This is a genomic window from Paenalcaligenes sp. Me131 (genome assembly GCF_050487225.1).
Taxonomy (GTDB): domain Bacteria; phylum Pseudomonadota; class Gammaproteobacteria; order Burkholderiales; family Burkholderiaceae_B; genus Paenalcaligenes.
On sequence record NZ_JBKQGY010000001.1, the window covers coordinates 1,653,454 to 1,676,264 of the forward strand.

Here is a 22,811-nt window from a genome sequence, read left to right on the forward strand (position 1 = left end):
TTTCTGCCGAAGTACCCATGAACCGTTATCCTATCTGGAAATATCTCACTGTACTGGTCGCACTGATCATAGGCGTGATCTACACACTGCCTAACTTCTACGGCGAATCGCCAGCAGTGCAGGTAGCCTCCGCCAAGTCCACGGTCAAAGTGGATTTAAGTACCTTGTCGCGCGTTGAAAGTATCTTGCAACGTCACAACCTTGTATCCACCGGATCCTATTTCGAGCAGCACGGTACCTCTGGCACTATTCGTGTACGGTTTGACTCAACCGACACCCAGTTCCGCGCCAAAGACATTATTGAGCGTGAGCTGGTACCCGATGCTGCCGACCCTGAATACACCGTTGCACTAAACCTGATGCCCGCATCCCCCAGCTGGTTGACTGCCATTGGCGCACAACCTATGCACTTGGGTCTGGATTTGCGTGGTGGGGTTCACTTCCTGCTGGAAGTAGACATGAAAGGGGCCCTGACAGGCCGCTACGAGTCCTTAGCCTCTGAGGTTCGTACCGTATTACGTGAAGCTGACATTCAGCAAAAAGGCGTAGAGCGTCAGAACTTATCGTTGGTCGTGACTTTAGCGTCTACCGAAGCGCGCTCTGATGCCATGACGGCATTGCGTCGCCAAATACCTGACCTGCAATTCGTGAATGGCGGCCAAGATGGCAGCATCGAGTTGGTAGGTACGCTGTCTGAGACAGCACTGATTCAGGCACAAACCAATGCCCTGCGTCAGAACATCACCACATTGCGCAATCGTATTAACGAGCTGGGCGTATCTGAACCCGTCATTCAGCAACAAGGTGCTGATCGTATTGTGGTGCAGTTGCCGGGCGTGCAAGACGTAGCTAAAGCCAAAGAAATTCTGGGCCGTACCGCTACTTTAGAAATCCGTTTAGTGGATGACTCCCCAACCGCTACAGCCGCCTTGATGGCTGGTACTGTACCGTTTGGCTTAGAGCGCTACACCGACCGCGATGGCCGCCCATTGCTGCTGCGCCGTCAGATTGTACTGACAGGCGAAAACCTGCAAGATGCGCAGCCAGGTCGTGACCAACAAACACAACAGCCTACCGTTAACCTGACACTGGATAACAAAGGCTCACGTATTTTCCGTGATGTGACTCGCAACAACATCAACAAACGCATGGCTATCGTGCTGTTTGAGAAAGGTAAAGGCGAGGTGGTGACTGCCCCGGTGATTCGTTCAGAAATCCCTAACGGTCAAGTACAGATCTCCGGCAGCATGAACGCTCAAGAAGCCACCGATATCGCCCTGCTGCTACGCGCAGGTTCGTTGGCCGCACCAATGAAAATCATTGAAGAGCGCACCATTGGCCCAAGCTTGGGTGCAGAAAACATCAAACAAGGTTTTGATTCCACGCTGTACGGCTTTATTGCCATTGCCATCTTCATCATCATTTACTACCAGTTGTTTGGTGTGTTCTCTACGCTGGGCCTGACCTTCAACGTGTTGCTGTTGCTGGCCATGCTATCCATGCTGCAAGCCACACTGACCTTGCCAGGTATCGCCGCGATTGCGTTGACGCTGGGTATGGCTATTGACGCCAACGTGCTGATTAACGAGCGTATACGTGAAGAGTTACGAAACGGTGCTAGCCCCCAGCAAGCGATCAACTTAGGTTTTGACCGCGCTTGGGCCACCATTTTTGACTCCAACTTGACCAGCTTGATCGTTGGTATTGCGTTGCTGGCATTCGGCTCCGGCCCCGTACGAGGTTTTGCGGTAGTGCACATTCTGGGCGTTCTAAGCTCTATGTTCTCTTCCGTCGTGGGTGTACGTGCCCTAGTAAACCTGTGGTATGGCAAACGTCGTCGCCTACAGAGTCTGGCTATTGGCCAGGTCTGGAAACCTGATAACAAACAGTAAGCTGGGAATAACATGGAATTTTTTAGAATTTCCCGCACTATCCCCTTCATGCGCCACGCGTTGGTGCTGAACTTAATTAGTGCCATTTTCTTTGTTGCAGCGGTATTTTTCATTGTTACTCGAGGCTTCAACCTGTCTATTGAGTTCACTGGCGGTACCGTCATTGAAGTCAACTACGAAGAAGCTATACCGCTAGACGATGTACGCCAAACCATTGGCGGCTTGGGCTACCGTGATTACCAAGTGCAAAACTTTGGTACACCACGCGATGTCATGATTCGCCTTCCAACTCATGGCGATGGCGACACTAACGCCAGTACCGAACAAAGCCGTGCCGTACTCAGTGCACTGCAAGCCGCAGATGCCTCTAGCAGCAACAAAGTTGAACTGCGACGCGTTGAGTTTGTTGGCCCACAAGTGGGTCAAGAGCTGGTGCATAACGGCTTGATGGCACTGCTCTTTGTAGTGGTAGGTATCATGGTGTACTTGGCATTCCGCTTTGAGTGGAAACTTGCCATCTCTTGTGCACTGGCCAACTTGCATGACGTGGTGATCATTCTGGGCTTCTTCGCCTTCTTCCAGTGGGAGTTTTCTCTGGCGGTATTGGCTGGGGTGCTGGCGGTATTAGGTTACTCCGTGAACGAGTCCGTGGTGGTCATGGACCGTATTCGCGAGAACTTCCGTAAACAGCGCCGTATGTCCACCTCTGATGTGATTGATACCTCTATCACACAAATCATCTCACGTACTGTGATCACTCACGGTTCCACCCAGATGATGGTGCTGTCCATGCTGTTCTTTGGTGGCCCAACGCTGCATTACTTCTCGTTGGCGCTGACCATTGGTATTTGGTTTGGTATTTACTCTTCTGTGTTTGTGGCGGCTGCAATTTCCATGTGGCTAGGCATCAAACGCGAAGACTTAATCAAACCCGTCAAAAAAGACGAAGACTCCGAAGCAGAAGTGCTTGGGTAACCAAAAAAGCCAGAGTTCTTACTCTGGCTTTTTTTATACCTATTTTCCGCACATACACCACACCTGCAACACCAGCATCACAGTCGCCCTGCCGGTCGCGTTATACTAGATGCTTTCATTTTTTTGCCCCCGGAGTCTACACCCGCTACGGCACCTATCATGCAAGATACACTCTCTAGCTCTCCTGCTACTCAAGACGAGCAGCTCCCTACCCGCAAACTGTTTATTCGCACCTTTGGCTGCCAAATGAATGAGTACGATTCGGAAAAAATGGCCGACGTACTGAATCAGCAAGGCCCTGTGGAATTAACATCCAATCCTGATGAAGCGGACATCATTTTGTTCAATACCTGTTCTGTGCGCGAGAAAGCGCAAGAAAAAGTCTTTTCTGACTTAGGTAGAGTGCGTCACCTCAAACAGCAAAACCCCAATCTGGTGATTGGCGTGGGTGGCTGTGTGGCTAGCCAAGAAGGCCAAGCCATTGTTGAGCGTGCTCCCTTTGTAGACGTGGTATTTGGCCCGCAAACGCTGCACCGTTTGCCTGAACTGATCAAACAACGCCGTCATAGTGGCCGCTCGCAGGTAGACACCAGCTTCCCTGAAATCGAGAAGTTCGATCACCTACCACCTGCCCGCATTGATGGCTCTACTGCTTTCGTGTCTATCATGGAAGGCTGTAGTAAGTACTGTAGTTTCTGTGTGGTGCCTTACACCCGTGGTGCGGAAGTATCACGTCCCTTTGAAGACGTATTGATCGAAGTCGCCGACTTGGCTGACCAAGGTGTAAAAGAAGTCACGCTGCTAGGCCAAAACGTAAATGCCTACCGTGGCCCTATGCAAGACAGCTCTGAGATTGCTGACTTCGCGATGCTGCTGGAATACGTACACGATATTCCTGGTATTGAGCGTATTCGCTACACCACGTCTCACCCTAAAGAAATGACCACCCGCTTGATCGAAGCGCACGGCAAACTACCTAAACTGGTACCGTTTTTGCACCTGCCCGTACAAGCTGGTAGTGATCGCGTGCTGGCAGCCATGAAGCGTGGCTACACCTCATTGGAATTCAAATCTATCGTGCGCCGCCTGCGTGCGGCTCGCCCTGGTATTACGTTGTCCTCCGACTTTATCGTAGGCTTCCCTGGCGAAAGCGAAGAAGACTTCCAAAAAACCCTGCAACTGATTCAAGACGTAGGGTTTGATACGTCTTTCTCGTTTGTGTACTCCCGCAGACCAGGCACACCCGCTGCTGATCTCGAAGACACCACCAGCAAAGAAGAAAAGTTCGAACGCTTACACCGTCTGCAAGCTCTGATTAACGAGCAAGCTACCGCTATTGGTGAAGCCATGGTAGGCACTGAACAACGTGTGCTGGTAGAGCGTCTGTCCCGTCGTGACGAAAACGAAGTGATGGGCCGTACCGAAAACAACCGCATTGTGAACTTCCCTGCAAATGCCCGCCTCATTGGCCAAATGGTGACTGTACGCATCACACAAGCGATGACCAACACGCTACGTGGTGAAATGGTGACCTCTGAAAGCACAACTACTGCATGAGCCAACACGACACGCCAACCGACCCTATTCACACCATTCATCTAGAAGGTGATAACACCCATCTGGCCAACTTCTGTGGGCCACTAGATGAAAACCTGAAACAGATTGCCCACGCGTTTGACGTTACTCTCAAACGCCGTGGCAATCACGTCACCTTGCAAGGGAAAGATGTACGCCTCGCTACAGAAGCCGTTGAATGGTTTCACGACAGAGCCGTACACAAAGCACTGAGCATTGATGATATTCAGCTAGGGTTGGTTGAGCTGAAAAGCCGTGAGCAACGCACACAATCAACCAGCAGCAAAGGCAAACAGCGCCAAAACCTACCATTAGTCGACGCCAGCACACCTGCTCCGGCGCTGGATGATGACGAGCTGAATCTGCGTACTCGCCGCCGTGACCTGCGCCCGCGCACCCCACGTCAACGCGATTACCTCAGCCAGATTCTTAGCCACGACATCAGTTTTGGTATTGGCCCCGCCGGTACGGGTAAAACCTTTCTGGCAGTAGCCTGCGCCATTGATGCACTGGAACGCGAAGCGGTGCAACGTATTGTGCTGACTCGCCCTGCGGTAGAAGCCGGCGAACGCTTGGGCTTCTTGCCTGGCGACCTAAACCAGAAGATTGACCCCTATCTGCGTCCACTCTACGATGCGCTGTACGACTTGATGGGCTACGACAAAGTACAACGTTTGTTTGAAAAACAAATGATTGAAGTCGCACCACTGGCCTACATGCGTGGTCGCACACTGAACCACAGCTTTGTGATCTTGGATGAAGCGCAAAACACCACATCTGAGCAAATGAAAATGTTCCTGACCCGCATAGGCTTTGGCAGCAAAGCCGTGATCACAGGCGACCCTACACAAGTCGATTTGCCTCGTGGACAACGCAGTGGCCTAGAACACTCGGTACGTGTGCTGCAATCCGTTCCCGGCATTGCTATTACCCAACTTACCAGCAAGGACGTCGTACGTCACCCGCTGGTTGCCCGCATTATTGATGCCTACGAAAGCCATCAGAACGATGAAAACTGAATTACACCTCAGCATCCAATACGCCAGTGATTGCCAAGATATTTTGCCTCGCTGGCGCTTGCGTAACTGGGTACAAAAAGCACTGGATAACGCTGTAGCCGTCTACCACGAAGCCGGTGAAGAGCCACCTTTTACCTGTGCACAATTTGCACTGCGCATGGTGGGTCCAGAAGAAATGACCGAATTAAATGGTCAATATCGTGACAAAGCCTACGCAACTAACGTTCTGACGTTTGAGTACGGCGTAGACGAAAACCAGCGCATTACTGCCGACATCATCATTTGTGACGATGTGCTGAAACGCGAAGCAGTAGAACAAAAGAAAACACTTTTACAACACGCCGCACATTTAACCGTGCACGGTGTATTGCACGCTCTGGGCTACGATCATATTGACCCAGAAGACGCGGAAGATATGGAAAGTCTGGAAATAGAGATTCTTCAATTACTGAAAATCCCTAACCCTTATCTGGCAAAATAACTATTACTTGACCGCTGTTTCGGTTATGCTCAGTGTTTTAATTACGCGTCCACTGGACAATGTCAGACTCACATTCATCAGACCCTGAGCCCCGAAAGAAGAAGCGTCTTGCCCGTTTAAGCGGGTTATTTAAACGCCGCCCTGAACCCGAAGATCGCGAAGACATCAAAGCGATACTTCAAAGTGCCCAACAACGAGGCATCATTGACAGCGAAGCCGCTGCCATGATTTCCGGCGCACTGGATGTTGCCAGCAAAACTGTGGCAGACATCATGGTTCCCCGCGCAAAAATCGACCTACTGGATATTTCCACCCCTCTGGCAGAGCTACTGCCTATCATCATCGAAACCGGTCGTTCCCGTTTTCCGGTGTATGAAAATGACAGGGATAACATTATTGGCATCTTGTTAGCCAAAGACCTCCTGCTCTCCATTGCCAATCCAGGCATTGATTTGCGACCTTTGGTAAGACCTGCCGTCTTTATCCCTGAAACCAAACGCTTAAACGTTCTGCTGCACGAATTCCGTGTCAGCCGCAACCATATCGCCATTGTGATTGACGAGCACGGCAGTACTGCTGGCCTGATCACTATGGAAGACGTGTTAGAACAAATCGTGGGCGACATCGAAGACGAATACGATGACGAAGCCGAACAAACCATCTTCCAAACTGGTCATAACGGCTGGCGCGTGATGGCAATTACCGAAATCGAAGATTTCAATGATGCATTCGGCACCCATCTTACTGACGACGAGTTCGACACTGTAGGTGGATGGCTAGGCGCCGAGTTGGGGCATATTCCCCGTCGTGGTGAAACCCTCACCAGCCAAGGCTTACGCTTTACAGTATTGCGTGCCGACCCTAAACGCGCACTATGGTTGCACGTGCAACGTGATCTCCCTAACACGGACGACTCTTCTACAACTACGCCATGAACGCCAGCACCACTCCGTCACGGCAATCCAACTACTTTCTCGTGCTGCTCGCTGGTGTCGTACATGCCACCAGCTTTGCTCCCGACCCTTTGCCACTGCAGGCACTGCCTTTCGTCCAGCTAGTTACTCTGGCCGTTTTATTTGCCTGTAGTCTCAATGCCAGCAGCACGCGACAAGCCTTACTGCAAGCATGGATCTTTGGGGTAGGTAATTTTGCGACGGGGCTGTATTGGCTCTATATCAGCATGCACGACTTCGGCAATTTGCACCCTGCACTTGCCGTGCTTGCTGTGGCCTTACTCGCGGCTGTACTCGCCTTCTTTATCGTTGCAGCGATCTGGCTGATACGCCTGCTACAACCACGCCGTGGACGCCCTTGGTTACAAGCTCTGCTGCTAGCCACCATCACCGCTTCAGTGTGGACCCTCTTTGAGTGGCTACGCGGTAGTCTGCTCACTGGTTTTCCGTGGCTTAACATTGCCTACGCCCATGTAGATGGCTTCTTTGCTGGTTGGGCTGCCATATTGGGTAGCTATGCGATTAGCTGGAGTGCTGCCTTTTGTGCCGCTGCACTCAGCTTGCTGACGCCATCGCAAATGCAGAAAAAATCACCTGCTGTTGCGCTGTTAGTTAGCCTCTTTATTGGTGCAGCAAGCCTCTATTGGCAACAAGTAGAGTGGGCAAAAGCAGAAGGCTCGCCCATGCTAGTCAGACTGGTTCAAGGCAATGTGCCACAGTCACAAAAATTTGACCCGCAGTACCTGCTGGATGGCATTCGCACATATCAACACATGAGTGCGCTTCCTCCCAAAGAGCCTGGTGCTGAGCCACAAATCATTGTGCTGCCCGAAACCGTTGTACCCGTGATGCAGTATTTAATCCCTGAGCAAGAATGGCAGGTTTGGATTGATATTGCTAAGCGACAAAACGCGACACTGATTCTGGGCGTACCTATGTCTGACCCCAACAATCCGTCTTACTACACTAATAGTTTGATTACGATTGGGCCAGACACGACTGCCAAAGAAATACAGCAGCGCCAAACCATGCAGTACAACAAGTACCACTTGGTGCCGTTTGGTGAGTTTGTACCCCAAGGTTTCCGCTGGTTCATAGACATGATGCAAATTCCTTTAGGTGAATTTGCACGCGGCGACACACGTCAACGCAACTTTTCACTGAACAACCTATTGATAGCACCCAATATCTGCTACGAAGACGTGTTTGGTGAAGAGATTATCCGTGCCGTACAACCAGCCGACCAAGACAACGGCGCCAACCTGTTGATCAACAGCAGCAATTTAGCCTGGTTTGGTGATTCGTGGGCGTTACGTCAACATCTGCAAATCTCCAGAGTACGTTCAATGGAAACCGCACGTCCTATGCTGCGCGCCACCAATACCGGCGCGACCGCGGCCATTGATCACACTGGCGCTATTCTCGCCATGGTGACCCCTAACCAACGTGCTATTTTAGATGTGGAAATACAAGGCATGAGTGGGCTTACCCCCTATGTACGCTGGGGTAACACGCCTATTATTGTGTTCTCGCTATTAGTGTGTGCGCTGGCGGGAGCAGGACGCTTACTGCGCCGCCGCCCTACTCAAGACTAATCTGTGCAAGCAACTGGCGTTACTGATAACGCCAGTTTTGCATCCACTGCTGGAACTGTTCAGCGGGCACTGGCGGGCAGAACAAAAAGCCCTGCAAATAATCACAACCCGCGTCTTGCAATAGACTTAGCTGCACTTCGGCGCTTACCCCCTCAGCAATGACCTCCATGCCCAGCTTATGCGCCATCACTATCATGGCATCGCATAAGGCTTGGTCTTCTGAGCCAGGCTCAATATTGCGCACAAACGACTGATCTATCTTGATGAAGTTAATGGGGTAACGCTTCAAATAGGTGAGTGACGAGAAACCCGTGCCAAAGTCATCCAGAGCAATAGCGATGCCGGCGTCTCGGAACACGCGCAAAATCTTAGTAACATTGGCATTGGTATCCAACAGCAAACGTTCGGTAATCTCGATCACAATGGACGACATATCCAAACCGGCTGACTCTATGCGTTGCAGCCAATCCTTAGGGTTCACGCCATTGGCATAGAACTGTGCTGGCGACACGTTCACACTGATCTGAAAATCTTTGCCAAAAGACTGCCATGCCACAGCCTGCTCTACCGCTGCATTAAACACCCAGTTTCCTATCTCTACGATCAGGCCGGAGTCCTCTGCAAAAGGAATGAACTCTGATGGTGGCACCAAGCCCAACTCTGGATGCAGCCAGCGTATCAAGGCTTCTGCCTTGCACACCTTGCCCGTTTGCACATCAATAATAGGTTGGTAGTACAACCTAAACTGGTTTTCAGCCAACGCAATATGCAGATCACGCGAAAACTGCACACGCGCTTGCACCGCTTCCCGCATCGCGGGCAAGAAGAAACAGTATTGATTACGCCCACATTCTTTAGCAGCGTACATCGCCATATCCGCATTCTTCAGTAACTCACCCGCATCATCGGCATCTGCTGGATACATGGTGACCCCCAAGCTGGCGGATATCATGGCCACCTCTTCGCCCAGCTTGTACGGTTTTGCCAATGCACCTAGTATCTGCTGACAAATGCGCTCGACTACTGCCAAGTCTTGCACTCCAGCCACAATCACCGTGAACTCATCACCGCCTAAGCGCGCCACGGCATCGGTATCTCGCACGCAAGTTTGTAAGCGTCTGCCCACTTCTTTAAGCAGTTCATCACCTACGTTATGCCCCAAGGTGTCATTCACATCCTTGAACATATCCAAATCTAGGAAAATCAGCGCAAAAGGGCTGCCCTCCTTAATGGATTTTTGCATGGCCTCATGCAAACGCCCCTGGAAACGCTGTCGGTTAGGGAGGTTGGTCAAATGATCATAGTTAGCCTGACGCCACACTAAGGCCTCGCGCTTCTTATGACTGGTGATATCGGAAAATACACCTATACGTCTATATACCGTACCGTCAGGGTTCCAACTCGTGCTGATGTGCAAACGCTCGGCATATTCTTCGCCATTTTTACGGCGGTTCCAAATATCACCCTGCCATTGACCTGACTCAGCCAGCTCTGCCCACATTTTTTTGTAGAACTGAGGGCTTTGTTTGCCAGACGCCAAAATATTCAAGCGCTGCCCTAACACCTCATCAATGGAATAGCCGGTAATGGCACTAAATGCGGGGTTTGCATCCACCACAATGCCATCTTCATCGGTCACTACAATAGCTTCAGAGGTACTCTCGTACACCAGCCCAGCCAACCTCGCAGAAGCCTCGTACTGCTTGCGTACGCTAATGTCATTCACCAGCACAACAGAGGCCTGACTGTCACCCCACGGGATGACAACGGAATACACCTCTACATCGAGCAACTTACCTTTAGGGGTTTGCCACCTGCACTCGTAATGCACATCTTCTATTGAATGCGCGGTTTTTTCTGTTTTGCCCGCACACGCAGGTAAAACATAGGGTTGCAGCCGCAGTGAAGAAAAACGCAAAGTTTGCTTGAGAGCTCCCTCTGAGCTATCCAGCATTTGCTGCAGTACTGAGTTAGCAAACAGAAAGCTATCTCTTTGCACTACCGCCACTCCAAGCAGTGCTGTACTCAGCAATGTAGACATCATGTGTTCTAAGCCGCTCTGGGCCGACGACTGTTGTCGTAACACCTCCGCCAACGCTACTACCGTTGTGGTGGAGAACTCATCAGAGCAAGAATCAAGTTTTTTCATTCGTGATGCAAAAAATCGCGGAGTAGAAAGATGCGCATGAATCAGTGTTGCCAACCACACAACACTAAATAGCCTACAGAGCTCATCTAAAAGCGGAGTACAGAAGATACAGCAGCCTATAGCGAGTCAAAAGAACGAACTCCACCTGATAACGGCCTCTCTAGTGGTTTCTTAACTATTTTTGTCAGATTTGATTTCTCAACTCTAAAAAGTGTGTCAAAAAACTACAAACCAAATTCTCTAGAGGGGTTTTAGGCCCTTTTATCAAAAAGCTTGCACAAAACTCAAAACTCATGCATAATTTCATTTCTTCGTTGATGCAGCAGTTAAATGCAAACATCTTAGGGGGTATAGCTCAGCTGGGAGAGCGCTTGCATGGCATGCAAGAGGTCAGCGGTTCGATCCCGCTTACCTCCACCAAAAAACGAAGAAGCTGTTTACGTCCTACGTCCCCATCGTCTAGAGGCCTAGGACACTACCCTTTCACGGTAGGTACCGGGGTTCGAATCCCCGTGGGGACGCCAAAGATTTTTTTGGCAAAGAAGTAAACACACTACTGCTGGAGCGGTAGTTCAGTTGGTTAGAATACCGGCCTGTCACGCCGGGGGTCGCGGGTTCGAGTCCCGTCCGCTCCGCCAAGAATTTAAAAAAGCCTTTGAGAAATCAAAGGCTTTTTTTGTTTCTACCGCTTGTAGAAATCATCACCACAACATCCGTGACCCTCTCGGTTACTTGGTGCTTCTTTTCCACTCAAGCCAAAGCACCATACTTACTCATTGCCACAGCAGAGCAATCTCACGACTTAGCTAGCCGCAAACCAAAGCAACAAGCACTGCCCGCTACAGAATAACTTCGCGCCACTCCCCAGGCTGCAAACCATCCAATTGCCATTCACCGATACGCACACGCACTAAACGCAACGTTGGCAACCCCACCGCAGCCGTCATACGTCGCACTTGCCGGTTTTTACCTTCGCTAATCGTTAGGCTAATCCAACTTGTTGGAATACTGGCCCTGTACCGTATGGGTGGATTACGCGGCCAAAGCTCAGGATCCTTCAACAACTCCGCCTCAGCGGGTTGAGTCATACCATCTTTAAGCAACACCCCCTGACGCAACTGCTGTAGCTGCTCTTCGTTGACCACGCCTTCCACTTGCGCCCAATAGGTTTTAGACATCTTATAACGCGGCTCGGCAATACGTGCCTGCAAACGCCCATCATTCGTTAGCAGCAATAAACCTTCACTGTCTCTATCAAGACGCCCCGCCGGGTATACCTCTTTCACGGGCACATAGTCAGCTAACGTTTCCCTACCTTGATTGTCACTGAATTGCGTCAACACACCATACGGCTTATTCAACACAATTAATCTGCTGCGTTTAGCTGCTGCTGTAGACACTGTTTTTTCGCGTCTATTGCCATACCCGTTTCGCATTACCCATTTCCTTCTGTACACACCATTTTCAACACCAACACAGTGATGAACCTCTGATTATCTCACCCCAGCACGCATCGCAGCCAGAGCTACTGCCATACGTGATGCGTTTGAATCCTCATCCAACCTACACCAGCCGATCACCGCACCCACCGTCTTTACGACCACACAGCAGAGAATACGATAATTTCTAATAAAACCGTTCGCAATAGCTCATAAATTAGTTGACAGTAAGAAGATATAGTTGCTATACTCTTTTTCTTAGCTGTTTGAAGTCCTAAGTCCCCATCGTCTAGAGGCCTAGGACACTACCCTTTCACGGTAGGTACCGGGGTTCGAATCCCCGTGGGGACGCCAAAGCTTATTTTGGCAATGCTTTAAAAACACTACTGCTGGAGCGGTAGTTCAGTTGGTTAGAATACCGGCCTGTCACGCCGGGGGTCGCGGGTTCGAGTCCCGTCCGCTCCGCCAAGAATTTAAAAAGCCTTTGAGAAATCAAAGGCTTTTTTCTTTTCCTGTGCACTATCTTGATCGCCTCTGGTGATCCTGCCTTCCCCCAAGCCAGCAACATCATATTCTTTATCGCTGCATCAACGCCAACTGCACCGAAAGCCCCAAGAAAGCAGCACCGAATACGCGTCGCATCCATAATTGCACTCGCACATTGGTAATGACATAGCGCCTCACGCTCACTGCACACGCACCATACAGCATAAAAACCAACTGCGACATCAGCATAAACACAGCACTTAGCCATAGCATTTGGTTCATAGGCATTGCCGCATCCACACGCACAAACTGCGGCAAGAAAGCAAAAAAGAAAATCGATAACTTGGGATTCAGCAGATTAATCAAAACAGCGGAAAGAATCACACCTTTGTTTGACCGCTCCACTGGTGCACCTTCGAAACGCAATGCGCCCTGTGCTCGCAACATAGCTATGGCCATATAGATCAAATACCCCACTCCCACATACTTAAGCAGTTGAAATGCCATTGCACTAGTATGCAGCACCACAGCCAATCCGCTTATTGCCACCAACACATGCGGAACAATCCCTAAAGTACAACCTAGGGCTGCCACCATGCTGGCACGCAAACCGCCCGATAACCCCGCCGCAATCGTATAGATCACGCCAATCCCTGGCGACACAATAATCATTAACGAAGTCAGCACAAACTCCATACTCATAAAAAAGCCTCCATCACAATGAAGGCCTAACTATCTCAGTATGTGTTCAGCGTATCTTGGACGAAATTGCAGCCGCGCTACGAACAGTGCCGTGCATATAAACCCGGTGAAAACCCAAAGCTGCGTACAAAATGCCGTGTCATATGACTTTGATCTGAAAAGCCACTGGCATACGAGGCCTCGGCCAACGCCACACCCTTACCAATTAACTGCTTGGCCAAATGCACCCGTTTCTGCACCACATAAGCATGTGGCGTTAAGCCCGTCAGTCTAGAAAAAGCACGCACTAATTGAAAACGACTTAAGCCTGCCTCACCCGCCAACTGCTCCAAAGACAGTTCAGCTAGAGGATTATCATCAATCATGCTTTGTGCTTTAGAAGCCGCACCACCCAATCGCGGCGAAGCGGGGATAGGCCTATCTACAAAGAACTCCAGCAACAAAAGCAAACGCTCTTCCAGAGCCAAAGGAGTTGGATGCAGAACCTGTTTGGTTAGGCCGCTATACAAGGCACTAAATATTTCCGCCGCATAGGGCCGGGTTAAGACTGGGTACGCGAACTCATGCCAGCTAAACCCGGTGTCTGCCGTTATCTCTGAAAATTGCGCAGCAATAATCGCCGGATCAAAGTACAGCATGTGCCACCTACGCACATCCCCTATAGGCATACCATCATGCACCTCAGCAGGATTCACAGAAATCAAATCACCCGCAGTCGCCTCAACTTGCCCCCTACCACTTGAGGAACGCTGCGCGCCCTGAATAAGCATTCCTATACCGTAATGCTCATGCACATGCTTAGCAAAATGCCGACCGCTCTCTGCCTCGACAATCTCAATACCCAAATCAGCGATGCGCTTTATGCTAAATGCATGTCTGGACACCATAACCTCCTGAGCTGGTAATTACTCAGCCCGCACCCACGGCGCCTGTGCCAAGCTACTTGCCAAATAATCCATAAAAGCTTGCACCCGCATGGGTCGCTTGCGCCCTGGCGGCGTGACCAATGACAACGAGACAGACTCCGCCTCCCAGTCTTGCATCACATGGCGTAACGCACCGCTTTGTAGGTGCTTCCACACCAAGAAATCTGGCAACAAGGCCAACCCCAACCCCTCTAACAGCGCAGGCTGCAATCCGTCCGAATTATTAGCACGCAGCGACACCGGCGGTAAATGCTGCACAAACTCACCTTTTACTGGATGCTTAAAACGCCAGCTCATGCCCGCTTTGGAGTAGGTATAGAGCAAGGCCTTGTGATGCGCTAACTCCATAGGGTGTTTGGGCTCGCCGTACTCTTTCAAATATGATGGCGCCCCCATTAACAAAATACGTACTTTGCAAATATTGCGCACCAACAAACTGGAATCCACGAGGTTAGAAATACGCACAGCCAGATCAAAGCCCTCAGCCACCAAATCTACATGCTCATCATTGAACTGTATATCTAGCTCTACCTCTGGGTTCGCCTTGAGAAAAGCTGGCAATAACGGCGCCAAACTTGTTAGACCAAAAGACATGGGCGCAGACACTCGTATCATGCCGCGCAGGCTTTGTGACTGTTCGGTGATTTCGGCCTCTACAGCTTCGCCCTCTTCCAAAATACGCGTCGCACGCTCTAAGGCCACATGCCCACTTTCAGTAAGCGACATACTGCGCGATGTACGGTGAAACAGCATGGTTTTCATGCGCTGCTCTAAGCGAGTAATAGCTTTGGAGACCGTAGCAGGCGATAACGACAACTCTTCAGCTGCGCGCGCAAACGAACCGGTGGAAGCCACGGTAGCAAAGATAGCCCACGCCTCAAGATCTGGTAGTTTTCTCATTTAGCTCACAGCAAAAAGTTCACGTATAGCGTCACTTATTGTAGAGATCACATCAAAAATGGAAAGGATGCTATTCCTGATTTTGGATTCTCAGCAGAGGTGGCGACTCGTACACTAGACACATGATAAAGATTGTTCTGACAAGGAGCAGCCATGATTGAACATCGTCCTTTTACTAGCTTAGGTGGCGCACACCACGGCTGGCTAGACGCCAAACATCACTTTTCCTTTGCTGAATACCACAACCCTAAACGTATGCACTGGGGCGCTCTACGTGTGTGGAACGATGATACCATCGAATCGGGCACCGGCTTTCCGCCGCACCCTCACGCTGACATGGAAATCATTACCTATGTGCGTGAAGGCGCTATCACACACCAAGATAGCCTAGGCAACCAAGGCCGCACCGAAGCAGGTGATGTACAAGTCATGAGCGCAGGCAACGGCATTGTGCACTCTGAGTACAACTTGGAGCCAGACACCACGCGCATCTTCCAGATTTGGATTCTGCCCACCCAACGCGGGGTAGCCCCATCATGGGGTGCCAGACCATTTCCTAAAGATGATCGCGCTAACCGTTTTGTGGCGCTCGCCAGCGGCTTTGCCGAAGATGGTGATGCCCTACCCATACGCACCAATGCTCGCGTATTAGGCGCCACCCTCAAAGCTGGTGAAAGCATTGATTATGACTTTGCATCACCAGAACGGTATGGCTACTTAGTACCTGCCAGCGGTCAGGTGAAAGTGAATGACAACCTAATTCTGAACGCCAGAGACGGGGCGGCTATTCACCAAGAATCTACCGTACGTATCACAGCCATAGAAGATGCTGAGTTGGTATTTGTAGATGCACCTGCTGTGAATTAACCGTTATTATTACCCGCTATTTTTGACCCAACACTCAAACAGGAACACAACCATGAGCAACACCTACCTTGCCGCACTAAAAAATCGTCGTACACAATACGCTTTGGGCAAAACACTGCCTATGTCCCAAGCTGAAGTGACTACCCTGATTCAAGACGCGATTCGTCTGTCGCCTTCTTCTTTCAACTCACAAAGCTCCCGCGCTGTGATTTTGTTTGGCAAAGAAAGCGAGAAATTCTGGGAAATCGTCAAAGCTGAATTGCGCCGTATTGTTCCCGCCGAATCTTTCGCTCCTACCGAAGCCAAAATCAATAGCTTCGCCGCTGGCGCTGGTACAGTGTTGTTCTATGAAGACCAAGACACCGTACGTGGCTTGCAAGAGAAGTTTGCAGCCTACGCAGACAACTTCCCTATCTGGTCTGAGCAAGCTAGTGGTATGGCTCAATTGGCCGTGTGGACCGCATTAGCCGAAGCCGATATTGGAGCCAGCTTGCAACACTACAACCCGCTGCCAGACGAAGCTGCTGCTAAAGAATGGAATTTGCCCGCATCATGGAAACTGCGCGCACAAATGCCATTCGGTTCTCACGAACAAGAGATTGGCGACAAAACTTTCATGGATGATGCTGAACGCTTCTACGTATTTGCCTAATCGCCCTTGAGTGTTTGCCGCTCAAACGAAATACAGCCCTTCATGATGAAGGGCTGTATTTCGTTGTACCACCGTTATCGGCTCACAGTACGCAGAAACGCTAAAACAGCAGACCACGACTCACGGCCAGCCCACGCATCAGCATAAGGTTGCCCACCCGTTGTGCATAACAGCCTAGAAATTGGGTGCAAATACGTAGATTGCGACGTTGGCACATACGGGAAACGTATGGCATGGCCGGCATGTGGCGTGTTAATCCACTGCACCAGTGCAGGCTCAGCTCTGGCCGCCAAACGATCTACGACCATCTGACAAAACCGACTAGCAGGCCACACACCATCATCCGTACCCGATAGCAACAGCACAGGCCCTTGTATATGCTCCACAGGAATGCGCGCTGCATCCATTGCAGCAATATCTTGCAGCGCTGTCTGTATCGCCAACTCATGCCTGTGAGGCACGCTACTGTCAAACGCCTCCCACGAAGCATGTCTATTATTTTGCCAAAGATGGCACAATGGCTCGCCCTGCACAAACCACGCCGGCGCTTCTCTGCCTTCGTCTGGGTCTGCCGCACTCTGTGAACTGTGCACAAACGCACTGGGCGCAAACGCAATCACTGCTGACACCGCTTGGGGATAGGTAGCGGCCAACAACAAGGCAAGCTCAGCCCCTCTGGAAAAACCACTGATAGCCACAAAATCGTTCAGGGGTTGTACTCGCATACGCAACCACGCGAGTGCCTGCTGAAAATACTCTAGATCAGTATGCGAAATATAGTCTGACCGCCCTGGCACTCTAAAGTAACCCAACGCCAATGCCGCATAACCGTGTGACGCATACAAAGCAGCCTGATGCTCTTGCACGCCACCCTCTGAACCGCCCAGCACCATGATCGCCGGACAAGAAGCAGCACGCTCAGGCAGAAACAATACGCCGTACACACCGTCTTCTTCTACCTCGATTCGCGTCACTCCTGCTGTAGCAACACGCTGTATTAAGGTAGTGCTGACATCATTCACACCACTGCGCACCCCTATGGTGGTTACCAGCGGATCAAACACCGACTGGTTAAAGACTTCTCGCGCGGTGTCTACCTGCGGTAATTGCGACCAGATCAACCCCATCGCGTCAGCCACATCATACGTACTGTCCTCGGAGTCAGGCACTTGCTTCGCTAGCTCTACGCACCCCCGGTCATCCGCCACAAACTCTGCATAACTAGTCCAGCGCACGCCCTGCCTTACCGTCGAGGCACTGATAGCGACCTTCTCACCCGGAACCGCTCCACGTACAGAGATCTGGCGCGGAACATCTATCCCTGCATCCACAGGCGTTACTACTAGATTGAGCATGCCATTCTCCCGTTATTATTTGAGCACCAGCCAGCGCTACACCTAGGCTACTAACATTACCCCATTTACTGGATATTTTGCCCTATCACGCTATCCACACACTATGAGTAATATTTACTTACATTATTATATGTAACTAAAATTAACGCCAATAGAGCGAAGTAAAGCGTAAAAAATGCATATTTATCTTTATTTTCTGCTTCCTACGCTTTTTCAATGACACATTTACAGCCATTCATCACCTTTAATTTGTCACACACTTGCCTATAGTGAGATCTCCGTTTTCAAGGAGATTTGGCATGACCACTCTTCATATCGCCCCCTGGTCCGTCAAAGCTGTATTAGCTCTGTACGAACAACCCTTTATGGACTTAGTTTGGCAAGCTCAAACTGTACATAGACAACACCACGATGCCAATCGTATACAGCTCTCTAGCTTGCTTTCTATCAAAACTGGTGGCTGCCCTGAGGACTGCTCATACTGTTCCCAATCCTCCAAATACAATACCGGAGTTCAGGCAGAGAAACTGCTAGATAAAGAGGCAGTGATTGAGGCTGCCTTGAATGCCAAAGCCAATGGTGCGACTCGTTTTTGTATGGGTGCGGCCTGGCGCTCACCGAGTGAGGCGCAACTGGATAAAGTGATTGAGCTGATCCAAGCCGTGAAATCCTTAGGTATGGAGAGCTGTGTGACCTTGGGCATGCTGAAACCAGGCCAAGCAGAACGGCTTAAAGAAGGTGGTTTGGATTACTACAACCACAACTTAGACACCTCAGAAGACTACTACAGCAAGATCATCACCACGCGTAGCTATCAAGATAGGTTAGATACCCTAGATAGAGTACAGGCCGCAGGCTTGAATACCTGTAGCGGTGGCATTGTAGGGCTGGGTGAATCCCGAGAACAGCGGGCGGCGCTGATTGCTCAATTAGCCAATCGCAACCCCTATCCTGAGTCTGTACCCATCAACCAACTTGCGCCCATTCCTGGCACACCTATGGCCAATAATGCCGCGTTGGATGATTTAGAATTCGTACGCACTATCGCTATTGCCCGTATCACCATGCCCACTGCAGCGGTGCGTTTGTCTGCCGGCCGCTCTAGCATGAGCGACACCATGCAAACCTTATGCTTTATGGCGGGTGCGAACTCTATTTTTTATGGCGATCAATTGCTCACCACCGAGAACCCACAGTTCATGGCTGATAAGCAACTGCTGCACTCCTTAGGCCTAAACAGCCATTGCTACACCCAACCCCATGACGCACACGCCGTAGAGCCTACCCCAGGCCCACAAGCAGTGTTAGAAGCCTTGTAATCCCTTACCACCATGCATCTACTTCTTATCAGCATTGCCTGCAGCGTAGGCGTTTCAATTCTTTTTAAGTTGGCACGCCGTTACCAGCTGGATATAGGTCAGGCTGTGGTTATTAACTACCTGACAGCTATCACCCTATGCGTGTTGCTGTTACGCCCTGACCCTATGAGTGTATTGGCAGGCAATACGTCATTTTGGGTGCTAGGAAGTTTAGGTGTTTTATTACCCAGTGTGTTTTTAATCATGGGTAAGGCGGTAGAACAGGCAGGTATTGTGCGTAGCGATGCCGCACAACGCCTGTCTTTGCTCATACCGCTATTAGCCGCTGTCTTCATTTTTGGTGAGTCCGTCACCGGCTATAAAGGTTACGGCATTGCCTTGGCCTTAGTGGCTTTGCTGTGTTTGTTGTCCCGCTCCAAGGCTTCTACCACTGCCTCTACCTCCCCCCAACACACCAGCCAACACGGCACCCTCTGGTTACTGATCGTGTGGCTAGGTTATGGGGTCATTGATATTCTGTTTAAACAGTTATCTAAAGCAGGTGCCCAGTTTGCAGGCAGCTTGGTAGTGAGCTTTGCCATTGCCGGGGTAGTCATGCTGACATGGTTATTGCTACAACGCACACGCTGGTCCCGCCGCAGTTTGTTATCAGGCATTTTGTTGGGCGTGCTGAATTTCAGCAATATTTACTTCTACATACGCGCCCATCAGCATTATGCCGAGAACCCTACCCTCGTATTTTCAGCGATGAACATTGGTGTCATCAGCCTAGGCACCTTAATTGGGGCAGGATTCTTTAGAGAAAAGCTATCTTGGCTAAATATTGTCGGGATTATTTTGGCGGTGGCGTCGATTCTGCTGCTGTTTCCCCGTTAAGTGCAGCATCCGGCTCCGGCGGGGTGAACTCATCCAGCTCGGGGCCATCTTCTTCGATGACCGGGTCGTGAGAAATATCACTGCTGATATCCACCCTAGGGTCTAGCACTGCCGCCACACTTGATTCAGGCATAGGCACAAACTCAGTGGGCGCATCAGGGCTTAAATGCTGACCAGTGACCTTCTGTGGACGAACCACCAATACCAACGACACACTGCAGGCAGCCACAAACACATAGAACAATGCGCTGCTGACGGTATTCATCAGTACCCCCACCATTAAGGGGCCAATACAGGCGCCTAAGCCATACATAATATACAAAATGGCACTCAGACCCACCCGACGTTCAGGGTCTACGTTATCGTTCGCCAACGCCGTACCCAGTGGATACAAGGTGAACTGCAAAACACCAATGGCAGCCCCCAACCCTAACAGCACCTGAAAGGGGATATCCAGCCATCCCCATAGTGGAATAGCTAATACGGTTAAGGTCACGGCGTTAATACGTATCAACACCACTCGATTAAACCTATCTGCCAACCACCCCACCGGCCACTGTGCCAATACACCTGCCGCTACCGATACCGCCACAAACAGAGCGGCCTCATCATTACCTAGGCCTATGCGCACCCCATACACGGGTGCCAAGCCATAGAAAGAACCGGTAATCATGCCCGACACAAAGAGCACCACCATCGACATGGGAACACGCTCAAGGTAATAACGGGCATTAATGGGGGCAGGCACCTGCAAGGCCGGACTCATGCGTCTAGTCAGTGCAATAGGCACCAAACTAAACACCGAACAGATAGCGACGAACACCAATGGTTTGTAATCCAGCTCGGGGAATAAGGTCAGCACCACTTGCCCTAATACAGTCCCTAGACTGGACATCAGCATGTAAAAGGCAAAAACCACACCGCGCTTTTCATTATCGGTTTGTTCGTTTAACCAACTTTCAATACCCATGTACTGGGTCACCATGGCGGCACCCGCTAAAAAGCGCAGCCCCAGCCATAACCACATATTATCTACGAGTATTTGTGCCAGAATACAGACCGTCAACATCGCTGCACTGGCAGCATAAGCACGTATGTGCCCTACCCCAATGATCAATCGGTGGCCTGCCCTAGCGCCTACCACCAAACCGAAGTAGTACGCGGCAATCAATCCACCAATCCACACCTCAGAGACGGATTGTTCTGACAGTCGCAAACCAATAAAGGTATTGAACAAGCCAGAGCCTGTTAACAATACCAACGTTGCCAGATACAAGGAAAAAAACGCGCCTACAGAGCCTACCATGCCACGGTCCATTTTCTAAAAAATTGCCGACCCAAAGGCCGGCAGATTTACTTCTTTTCTCACCCTTGGTGTAACGCAACACCGAGGAGAAAACTGTCTGCCCTATAGCTGTTTCAACAGCGTTTCGGCATCGCTACGTTCGTAGCCACCACCATCTTCTAGGTTCAGAACTTTAACTACACCGTCTTCCAGCAATGCGGAGTAACGACGTGAACGTACGCCCAAACCTTTAGCGGTCAGATCCAACTCTAGACCCAGTTTAGCGGTCCAGTCGCCACTGCCATCTGCCAACAAGCGCACTTTGCCGTCAGCTTTTTGATCCTTAGCCCATGCGCCCATTACGAATGCATCGTTAACGGCTACGCACCAGATTTCGTCTACGCCTTTAGCTTTGAACTCGGCTGCTTTGGCAATAAAGCCTGGCAAGTGTTGCTCAGAGCAAGTAGGTGTAAATGCACCAGGTACTGCAAACAGTACAATTTTCTTGCCTGCTACAGCATCTGTTACCTGAAAGCTATTAGGACCCAGCGCGCATGTGTCTGTCGCTGTGTGTACGTATTCAGCCAATGTGGCGTTAGGTACTTTGTCACCAACTTTAATTGTCATGGTTTCTCCACCTCATAAACCTGCAAAAAACTACGGCTATGCCGCTCACTAATATGATGCCGTATTCTGCATGACAATCTCGTAGACAGCCTCATAACACTGCATCACTCGTCTACATGATACAACAAGACCTGGCGGTGACAGACACCAACCAGGTCTTGTTTGTTTCAAGCCATAACCGCTATATCTAGATCGCTATAGCCATCCGGTCAGACGTGGGAACCACAAGGTCACTTCTGGGATGAAGGTAATAATCATCAAGAAGGTCAGCCCTGTAAGCAGCCATGGAATGGTGGACTTGGTCACCTCGGTTAACCCTAGCTTCGATATACTCGACGCCACATAGAGGTTTAACCCCACCGGCGGCGTTGCTAAGCCGATCTCCATGTTCACCACCAGCATAATCCCGAAGTGCACAGGGTCCATACCCAGCTTCATCGCTACTGGGAACAGAATAGGTGCCATGATCAGAATCAGGCCAGAAGGCTCCATCACCATACCGATGATCAACAGCAGCACGTTCACAAACAGCAAGAACGCTACCAAGCCCATACCTTGATCAACAATCCACGCAGCAATGTCTTGTGGAATTTGCTCAGAGGTCAAGATGCAGGCAAACATCACCGCGTTGGTAATGATATACAGCAACATCGCGCTCATCGCGGCAGACTCCAACACAATCTTGCGTACGTCTTTAAGCTTAACGTCTTTGTATACCCACACGGCGATCACAAAGGC

At 50.5% G+C, this 22,811-nt stretch carries 20 protein-coding genes and 5 tRNA genes; 16 read left to right on the forward strand and 9 right to left on the reverse strand.

What is annotated here, in order from left to right; translation table 11 throughout:
• Nucleotides 1-17 precede the first annotated feature (17 nt).
• From secD to lnt, 7 genes are all read left to right on the forward strand, one after another.
• Complete coding sequence (gene secD / locus ACLPHM_RS08090; protein WP_430220706.1) at nucleotides 18-1,892, forward strand: protein translocase subunit SecD; 1,875 nt, start codon at nucleotides 18-20, stop codon at nucleotides 1,890-1,892.
• 12 nt (nucleotides 1,893-1,904) lie between these two features.
• Nucleotides 1,905-2,867: a protein translocase subunit SecF gene (secF, locus tag ACLPHM_RS08095; RefSeq protein WP_430220707.1), complete on the forward strand. Its 963-nt coding sequence runs from the start codon at nucleotides 1,905-1,907 to the stop codon at nucleotides 2,865-2,867.
• A 159-nt stretch (nucleotides 2,868-3,026) separates the two neighbouring features.
• Nucleotides 3,027-4,424 carry a tRNA (N6-isopentenyl adenosine(37)-C2)-methylthiotransferase MiaB gene (gene miaB / locus ACLPHM_RS08100; RefSeq protein WP_430220708.1) on the forward strand — a complete coding sequence of 466 codons (1,398 nt, stop codon included), beginning with the start codon at nucleotides 3,027-3,029 and terminating at the stop codon, nucleotides 4,422-4,424.
• A complete protein-coding gene (locus ACLPHM_RS08105; RefSeq protein WP_430220709.1) occupies nucleotides 4,421-5,461 on the forward strand; it encodes a PhoH family protein in 1,041 nt (346 codons plus the stop codon). The genes miaB and ACLPHM_RS08105 overlap by 4 nt, the downstream gene beginning before the upstream one ends.
• Nucleotides 5,451-5,942: an rRNA maturation RNase YbeY gene (gene ybeY / locus ACLPHM_RS08110; RefSeq protein WP_430220710.1), complete on the forward strand. Its 492-nt coding sequence runs from the start codon at nucleotides 5,451-5,453 to the stop codon at nucleotides 5,940-5,942. The genes ACLPHM_RS08105 and ybeY overlap by 11 nt, the downstream gene beginning before the upstream one ends.
• Before the next feature lie 59 nt (nucleotides 5,943-6,001).
• Nucleotides 6,002-6,877: an HlyC/CorC family transporter gene (locus tag ACLPHM_RS08115; protein WP_430220711.1), complete on the forward strand. Its 876-nt coding sequence runs from the start codon at nucleotides 6,002-6,004 to the stop codon at nucleotides 6,875-6,877.
• Entirely contained in the window at nucleotides 6,874-8,490 is a 1,617-nt protein-coding gene (lnt, locus tag ACLPHM_RS08120) for an apolipoprotein N-acyltransferase (RefSeq protein WP_430220712.1), read from the forward strand. The genes ACLPHM_RS08115 and lnt overlap by 4 nt, the downstream gene beginning before the upstream one ends.
• A 19-nt stretch (nucleotides 8,491-8,509) precedes the next feature.
• Here the strand turns inward: lnt and ACLPHM_RS08125 are convergent, their stop codons facing one another.
• Nucleotides 8,510-10,639, reverse strand: coding sequence for a putative bifunctional diguanylate cyclase/phosphodiesterase (locus ACLPHM_RS08125; RefSeq protein WP_430220713.1), 2,130 nt, complete (start codon nucleotides 10,637-10,639; stop codon nucleotides 8,510-8,512).
• A gap of 344 nt (nucleotides 10,640-10,983) precedes the next feature.
• Here ACLPHM_RS08125 and ACLPHM_RS08130 point away from each other — a divergent pair.
• The 3 genes from ACLPHM_RS08130 (at nucleotide 10,984) to ACLPHM_RS08140 (ending at nucleotide 11,277) form a co-directional block, all read left to right on the forward strand.
• A tRNA-Ala gene (locus ACLPHM_RS08130) sits at nucleotides 10,984-11,059 on the forward strand.
• Between the two features lie 28 nt (nucleotides 11,060-11,087).
• Nucleotides 11,088-11,163 (forward strand) — tRNA-Glu (locus tag ACLPHM_RS08135).
• A gap of 37 nt (nucleotides 11,164-11,200) precedes the next feature.
• Nucleotides 11,201-11,277, forward strand: a tRNA-Asp gene (locus ACLPHM_RS08140).
• A gap of 201 nt (nucleotides 11,278-11,478) precedes the next feature.
• Here the strand turns inward: ACLPHM_RS08140 and ACLPHM_RS08145 are convergent.
• Nucleotides 11,479-12,075, reverse strand: a complete 597-nt coding sequence (locus ACLPHM_RS08145; RefSeq protein ID WP_430220714.1) for a pseudouridine synthase — start codon at nucleotides 12,073-12,075, stop codon at nucleotides 11,479-11,481.
• 281 nt (nucleotides 12,076-12,356) lie between these two features.
• Between ACLPHM_RS08145 and ACLPHM_RS08150 the strand changes: the two genes are divergently transcribed.
• A tRNA-Glu gene (locus ACLPHM_RS08150) sits at nucleotides 12,357-12,432 on the forward strand.
• A 37-nt stretch (nucleotides 12,433-12,469) separates the two neighbouring features.
• Nucleotides 12,470-12,546: transfer RNA gene (locus ACLPHM_RS08155), tRNA-Asp, on the forward strand.
• A 108-nt stretch (nucleotides 12,547-12,654) separates the two neighbouring features.
• Here the strand turns inward: ACLPHM_RS08155 and ACLPHM_RS08160 are convergent.
• From ACLPHM_RS08160 to ACLPHM_RS08170, 3 genes are all read right to left on the reverse strand, one after another.
• The gene (locus ACLPHM_RS08160; RefSeq protein ID WP_430220715.1) at nucleotides 12,655-13,266 is read right to left on the reverse strand and encodes a LysE family translocator; all 612 of its coding nucleotides are present in this window, start codon (nucleotides 13,264-13,266) and stop codon (nucleotides 12,655-12,657) included.
• A gap of 77 nt (nucleotides 13,267-13,343) precedes the next feature.
• Nucleotides 13,344-14,153 (reverse strand): helix-turn-helix domain-containing protein, encoded by an 810-nt coding sequence (locus ACLPHM_RS08165; protein WP_430220716.1) that lies wholly within the window; start codon nucleotides 14,151-14,153, stop codon nucleotides 13,344-13,346.
• Nucleotides 14,154-14,171: 18 nt separating this feature from the next.
• Nucleotides 14,172-15,092, reverse strand: coding sequence for a LysR family transcriptional regulator (locus ACLPHM_RS08170; protein WP_430220717.1), 921 nt, complete (start codon nucleotides 15,090-15,092; stop codon nucleotides 14,172-14,174).
• Nucleotides 15,093-15,245: 153 nt separating this feature from the next.
• Between ACLPHM_RS08170 and ACLPHM_RS08175 the strand changes: the two genes are divergently transcribed.
• Together ACLPHM_RS08175 and ACLPHM_RS08180 are read left to right on the forward strand one after the other, a co-directional pair.
• Nucleotides 15,246-15,959 carry a pirin family protein gene (locus ACLPHM_RS08175; RefSeq protein ID WP_430220718.1) on the forward strand — a complete coding sequence of 238 codons (714 nt, stop codon included), beginning with the start codon at nucleotides 15,246-15,248 and terminating at the stop codon, nucleotides 15,957-15,959.
• 52 nt (nucleotides 15,960-16,011) lie between these two features.
• Nucleotides 16,012-16,611, forward strand: coding sequence for a nitroreductase family protein (locus ACLPHM_RS08180; protein ID WP_430220719.1), 600 nt, complete (start codon nucleotides 16,012-16,014; stop codon nucleotides 16,609-16,611).
• A 74-nt stretch (nucleotides 16,612-16,685) separates the two neighbouring features.
• Here ACLPHM_RS08180 and ACLPHM_RS08185 read toward each other — a convergent pair whose 3' ends face one another.
• Nucleotides 16,686-17,966 (reverse strand): acyl-CoA thioesterase/bile acid-CoA:amino acid N-acyltransferase family protein, encoded by a 1,281-nt coding sequence (locus tag ACLPHM_RS08185; protein WP_430220720.1) that lies wholly within the window; start codon nucleotides 17,964-17,966, stop codon nucleotides 16,686-16,688.
• 299 nt (nucleotides 17,967-18,265) lie between these two features.
• Between ACLPHM_RS08185 and bioB the strand changes: the two genes are divergently transcribed.
• Together bioB and ACLPHM_RS08195 are read left to right on the forward strand one after the other, a co-directional pair.
• Nucleotides 18,266-19,285, forward strand: coding sequence for a biotin synthase BioB (gene bioB / locus ACLPHM_RS08190; RefSeq protein ID WP_430220721.1), 1,020 nt, complete (start codon nucleotides 18,266-18,268; stop codon nucleotides 19,283-19,285).
• 12 nt (nucleotides 19,286-19,297) lie between these two features.
• A complete protein-coding gene (locus ACLPHM_RS08195; RefSeq protein ID WP_430220722.1) occupies nucleotides 19,298-20,161 on the forward strand; it encodes an EamA family transporter in 864 nt (287 codons plus the stop codon).
• Here the strand turns inward: ACLPHM_RS08195 and ACLPHM_RS08200 are convergent.
• The 3 genes from ACLPHM_RS08200 to ACLPHM_RS08210 form a co-directional block, all read right to left on the reverse strand.
• Nucleotides 20,118-21,467 (reverse strand): MFS transporter, encoded by a 1,350-nt coding sequence (locus ACLPHM_RS08200; protein WP_430220723.1) that lies wholly within the window; start codon nucleotides 21,465-21,467, stop codon nucleotides 20,118-20,120. The two genes, ACLPHM_RS08195 and ACLPHM_RS08200, sit on opposite strands and share 44 nt — an antisense overlap.
• Nucleotides 21,468-21,569: 102 nt before the next feature.
• Entirely contained in the window at nucleotides 21,570-22,073 is a 504-nt protein-coding gene (locus tag ACLPHM_RS08205) for a peroxiredoxin (protein ID WP_430220724.1), read from the reverse strand.
• A gap of 195 nt (nucleotides 22,074-22,268) precedes the next feature.
• A partial coding sequence (locus ACLPHM_RS08210) for a TRAP transporter large permease subunit (protein WP_430220725.1) occupies nucleotides 22,269-22,811 on the reverse strand: 543 nt, incomplete at its 5' end.

Coding starts and splice junctions, on each gene's coding strand:
- ACLPHM_RS08105 (WP_430220709.1), top strand. CDS start 4,421: ATGAGCCAACACGACACGCCAACCGACCCTATTCACACCATTCATCTA.
- ACLPHM_RS08200 (WP_430220723.1), bottom strand. CDS start 21,467: ATGGTAGGCTCTGTAGGCGCGTTTTTTTCCTTGTATCTGGCAACGTTG.
- ACLPHM_RS08145 (WP_430220714.1), bottom strand. CDS start 12,075: ATGCGAAACGGGTATGGCAATAGACGCGAAAAAACAGTGTCTACAGCA.
- ACLPHM_RS08185 (WP_430220720.1), bottom strand. CDS start 17,966: ATGCTCAATCTAGTAGTAACGCCTGTGGATGCAGGGATAGATGTTCCG.
- ybeY (WP_430220710.1), top strand. CDS start 5,451: ATGAAAACTGAATTACACCTCAGCATCCAATACGCCAGTGATTGCCAA.
- lnt (WP_430220712.1), top strand. CDS start 6,874: ATGAACGCCAGCACCACTCCGTCACGGCAATCCAACTACTTTCTCGTG.
- ACLPHM_RS08180 (WP_430220719.1), top strand. CDS start 16,012: ATGAGCAACACCTACCTTGCCGCACTAAAAAATCGTCGTACACAATAC.
- ACLPHM_RS08170 (WP_430220717.1), bottom strand. CDS start 15,092: ATGAGAAAACTACCAGATCTTGAGGCGTGGGCTATCTTTGCTACCGTG.
- secD (WP_430220706.1), top strand. CDS start 18: ATGAACCGTTATCCTATCTGGAAATATCTCACTGTACTGGTCGCACTG.
- ACLPHM_RS08125 (WP_430220713.1), bottom strand. CDS start 10,639: ATGAAAAAACTTGATTCTTGCTCTGATGAGTTCTCCACCACAACGGTA.
- ACLPHM_RS08175 (WP_430220718.1), top strand. CDS start 15,246: ATGATTGAACATCGTCCTTTTACTAGCTTAGGTGGCGCACACCACGGC.
- bioB (WP_430220721.1), top strand. CDS start 18,266: ATGACCACTCTTCATATCGCCCCCTGGTCCGTCAAAGCTGTATTAGCT.
- ACLPHM_RS08195 (WP_430220722.1), top strand. CDS start 19,298: ATGCATCTACTTCTTATCAGCATTGCCTGCAGCGTAGGCGTTTCAATT.
- ACLPHM_RS08165 (WP_430220716.1), bottom strand. CDS start 14,153: ATGGTGTCCAGACATGCATTTAGCATAAAGCGCATCGCTGATTTGGGT.
- miaB (WP_430220708.1), top strand. CDS start 3,027: ATGCAAGATACACTCTCTAGCTCTCCTGCTACTCAAGACGAGCAGCTC.
- ACLPHM_RS08115 (WP_430220711.1), top strand. CDS start 6,002: ATGTCAGACTCACATTCATCAGACCCTGAGCCCCGAAAGAAGAAGCGT.
- ACLPHM_RS08160 (WP_430220715.1), bottom strand. CDS start 13,266: ATGAGTATGGAGTTTGTGCTGACTTCGTTAATGATTATTGTGTCGCCA.
- ACLPHM_RS08205 (WP_430220724.1), bottom strand. CDS start 22,073: ATGACAATTAAAGTTGGTGACAAAGTACCTAACGCCACATTGGCTGAA.
- secF (WP_430220707.1), top strand. CDS start 1,905: ATGGAATTTTTTAGAATTTCCCGCACTATCCCCTTCATGCGCCACGCG.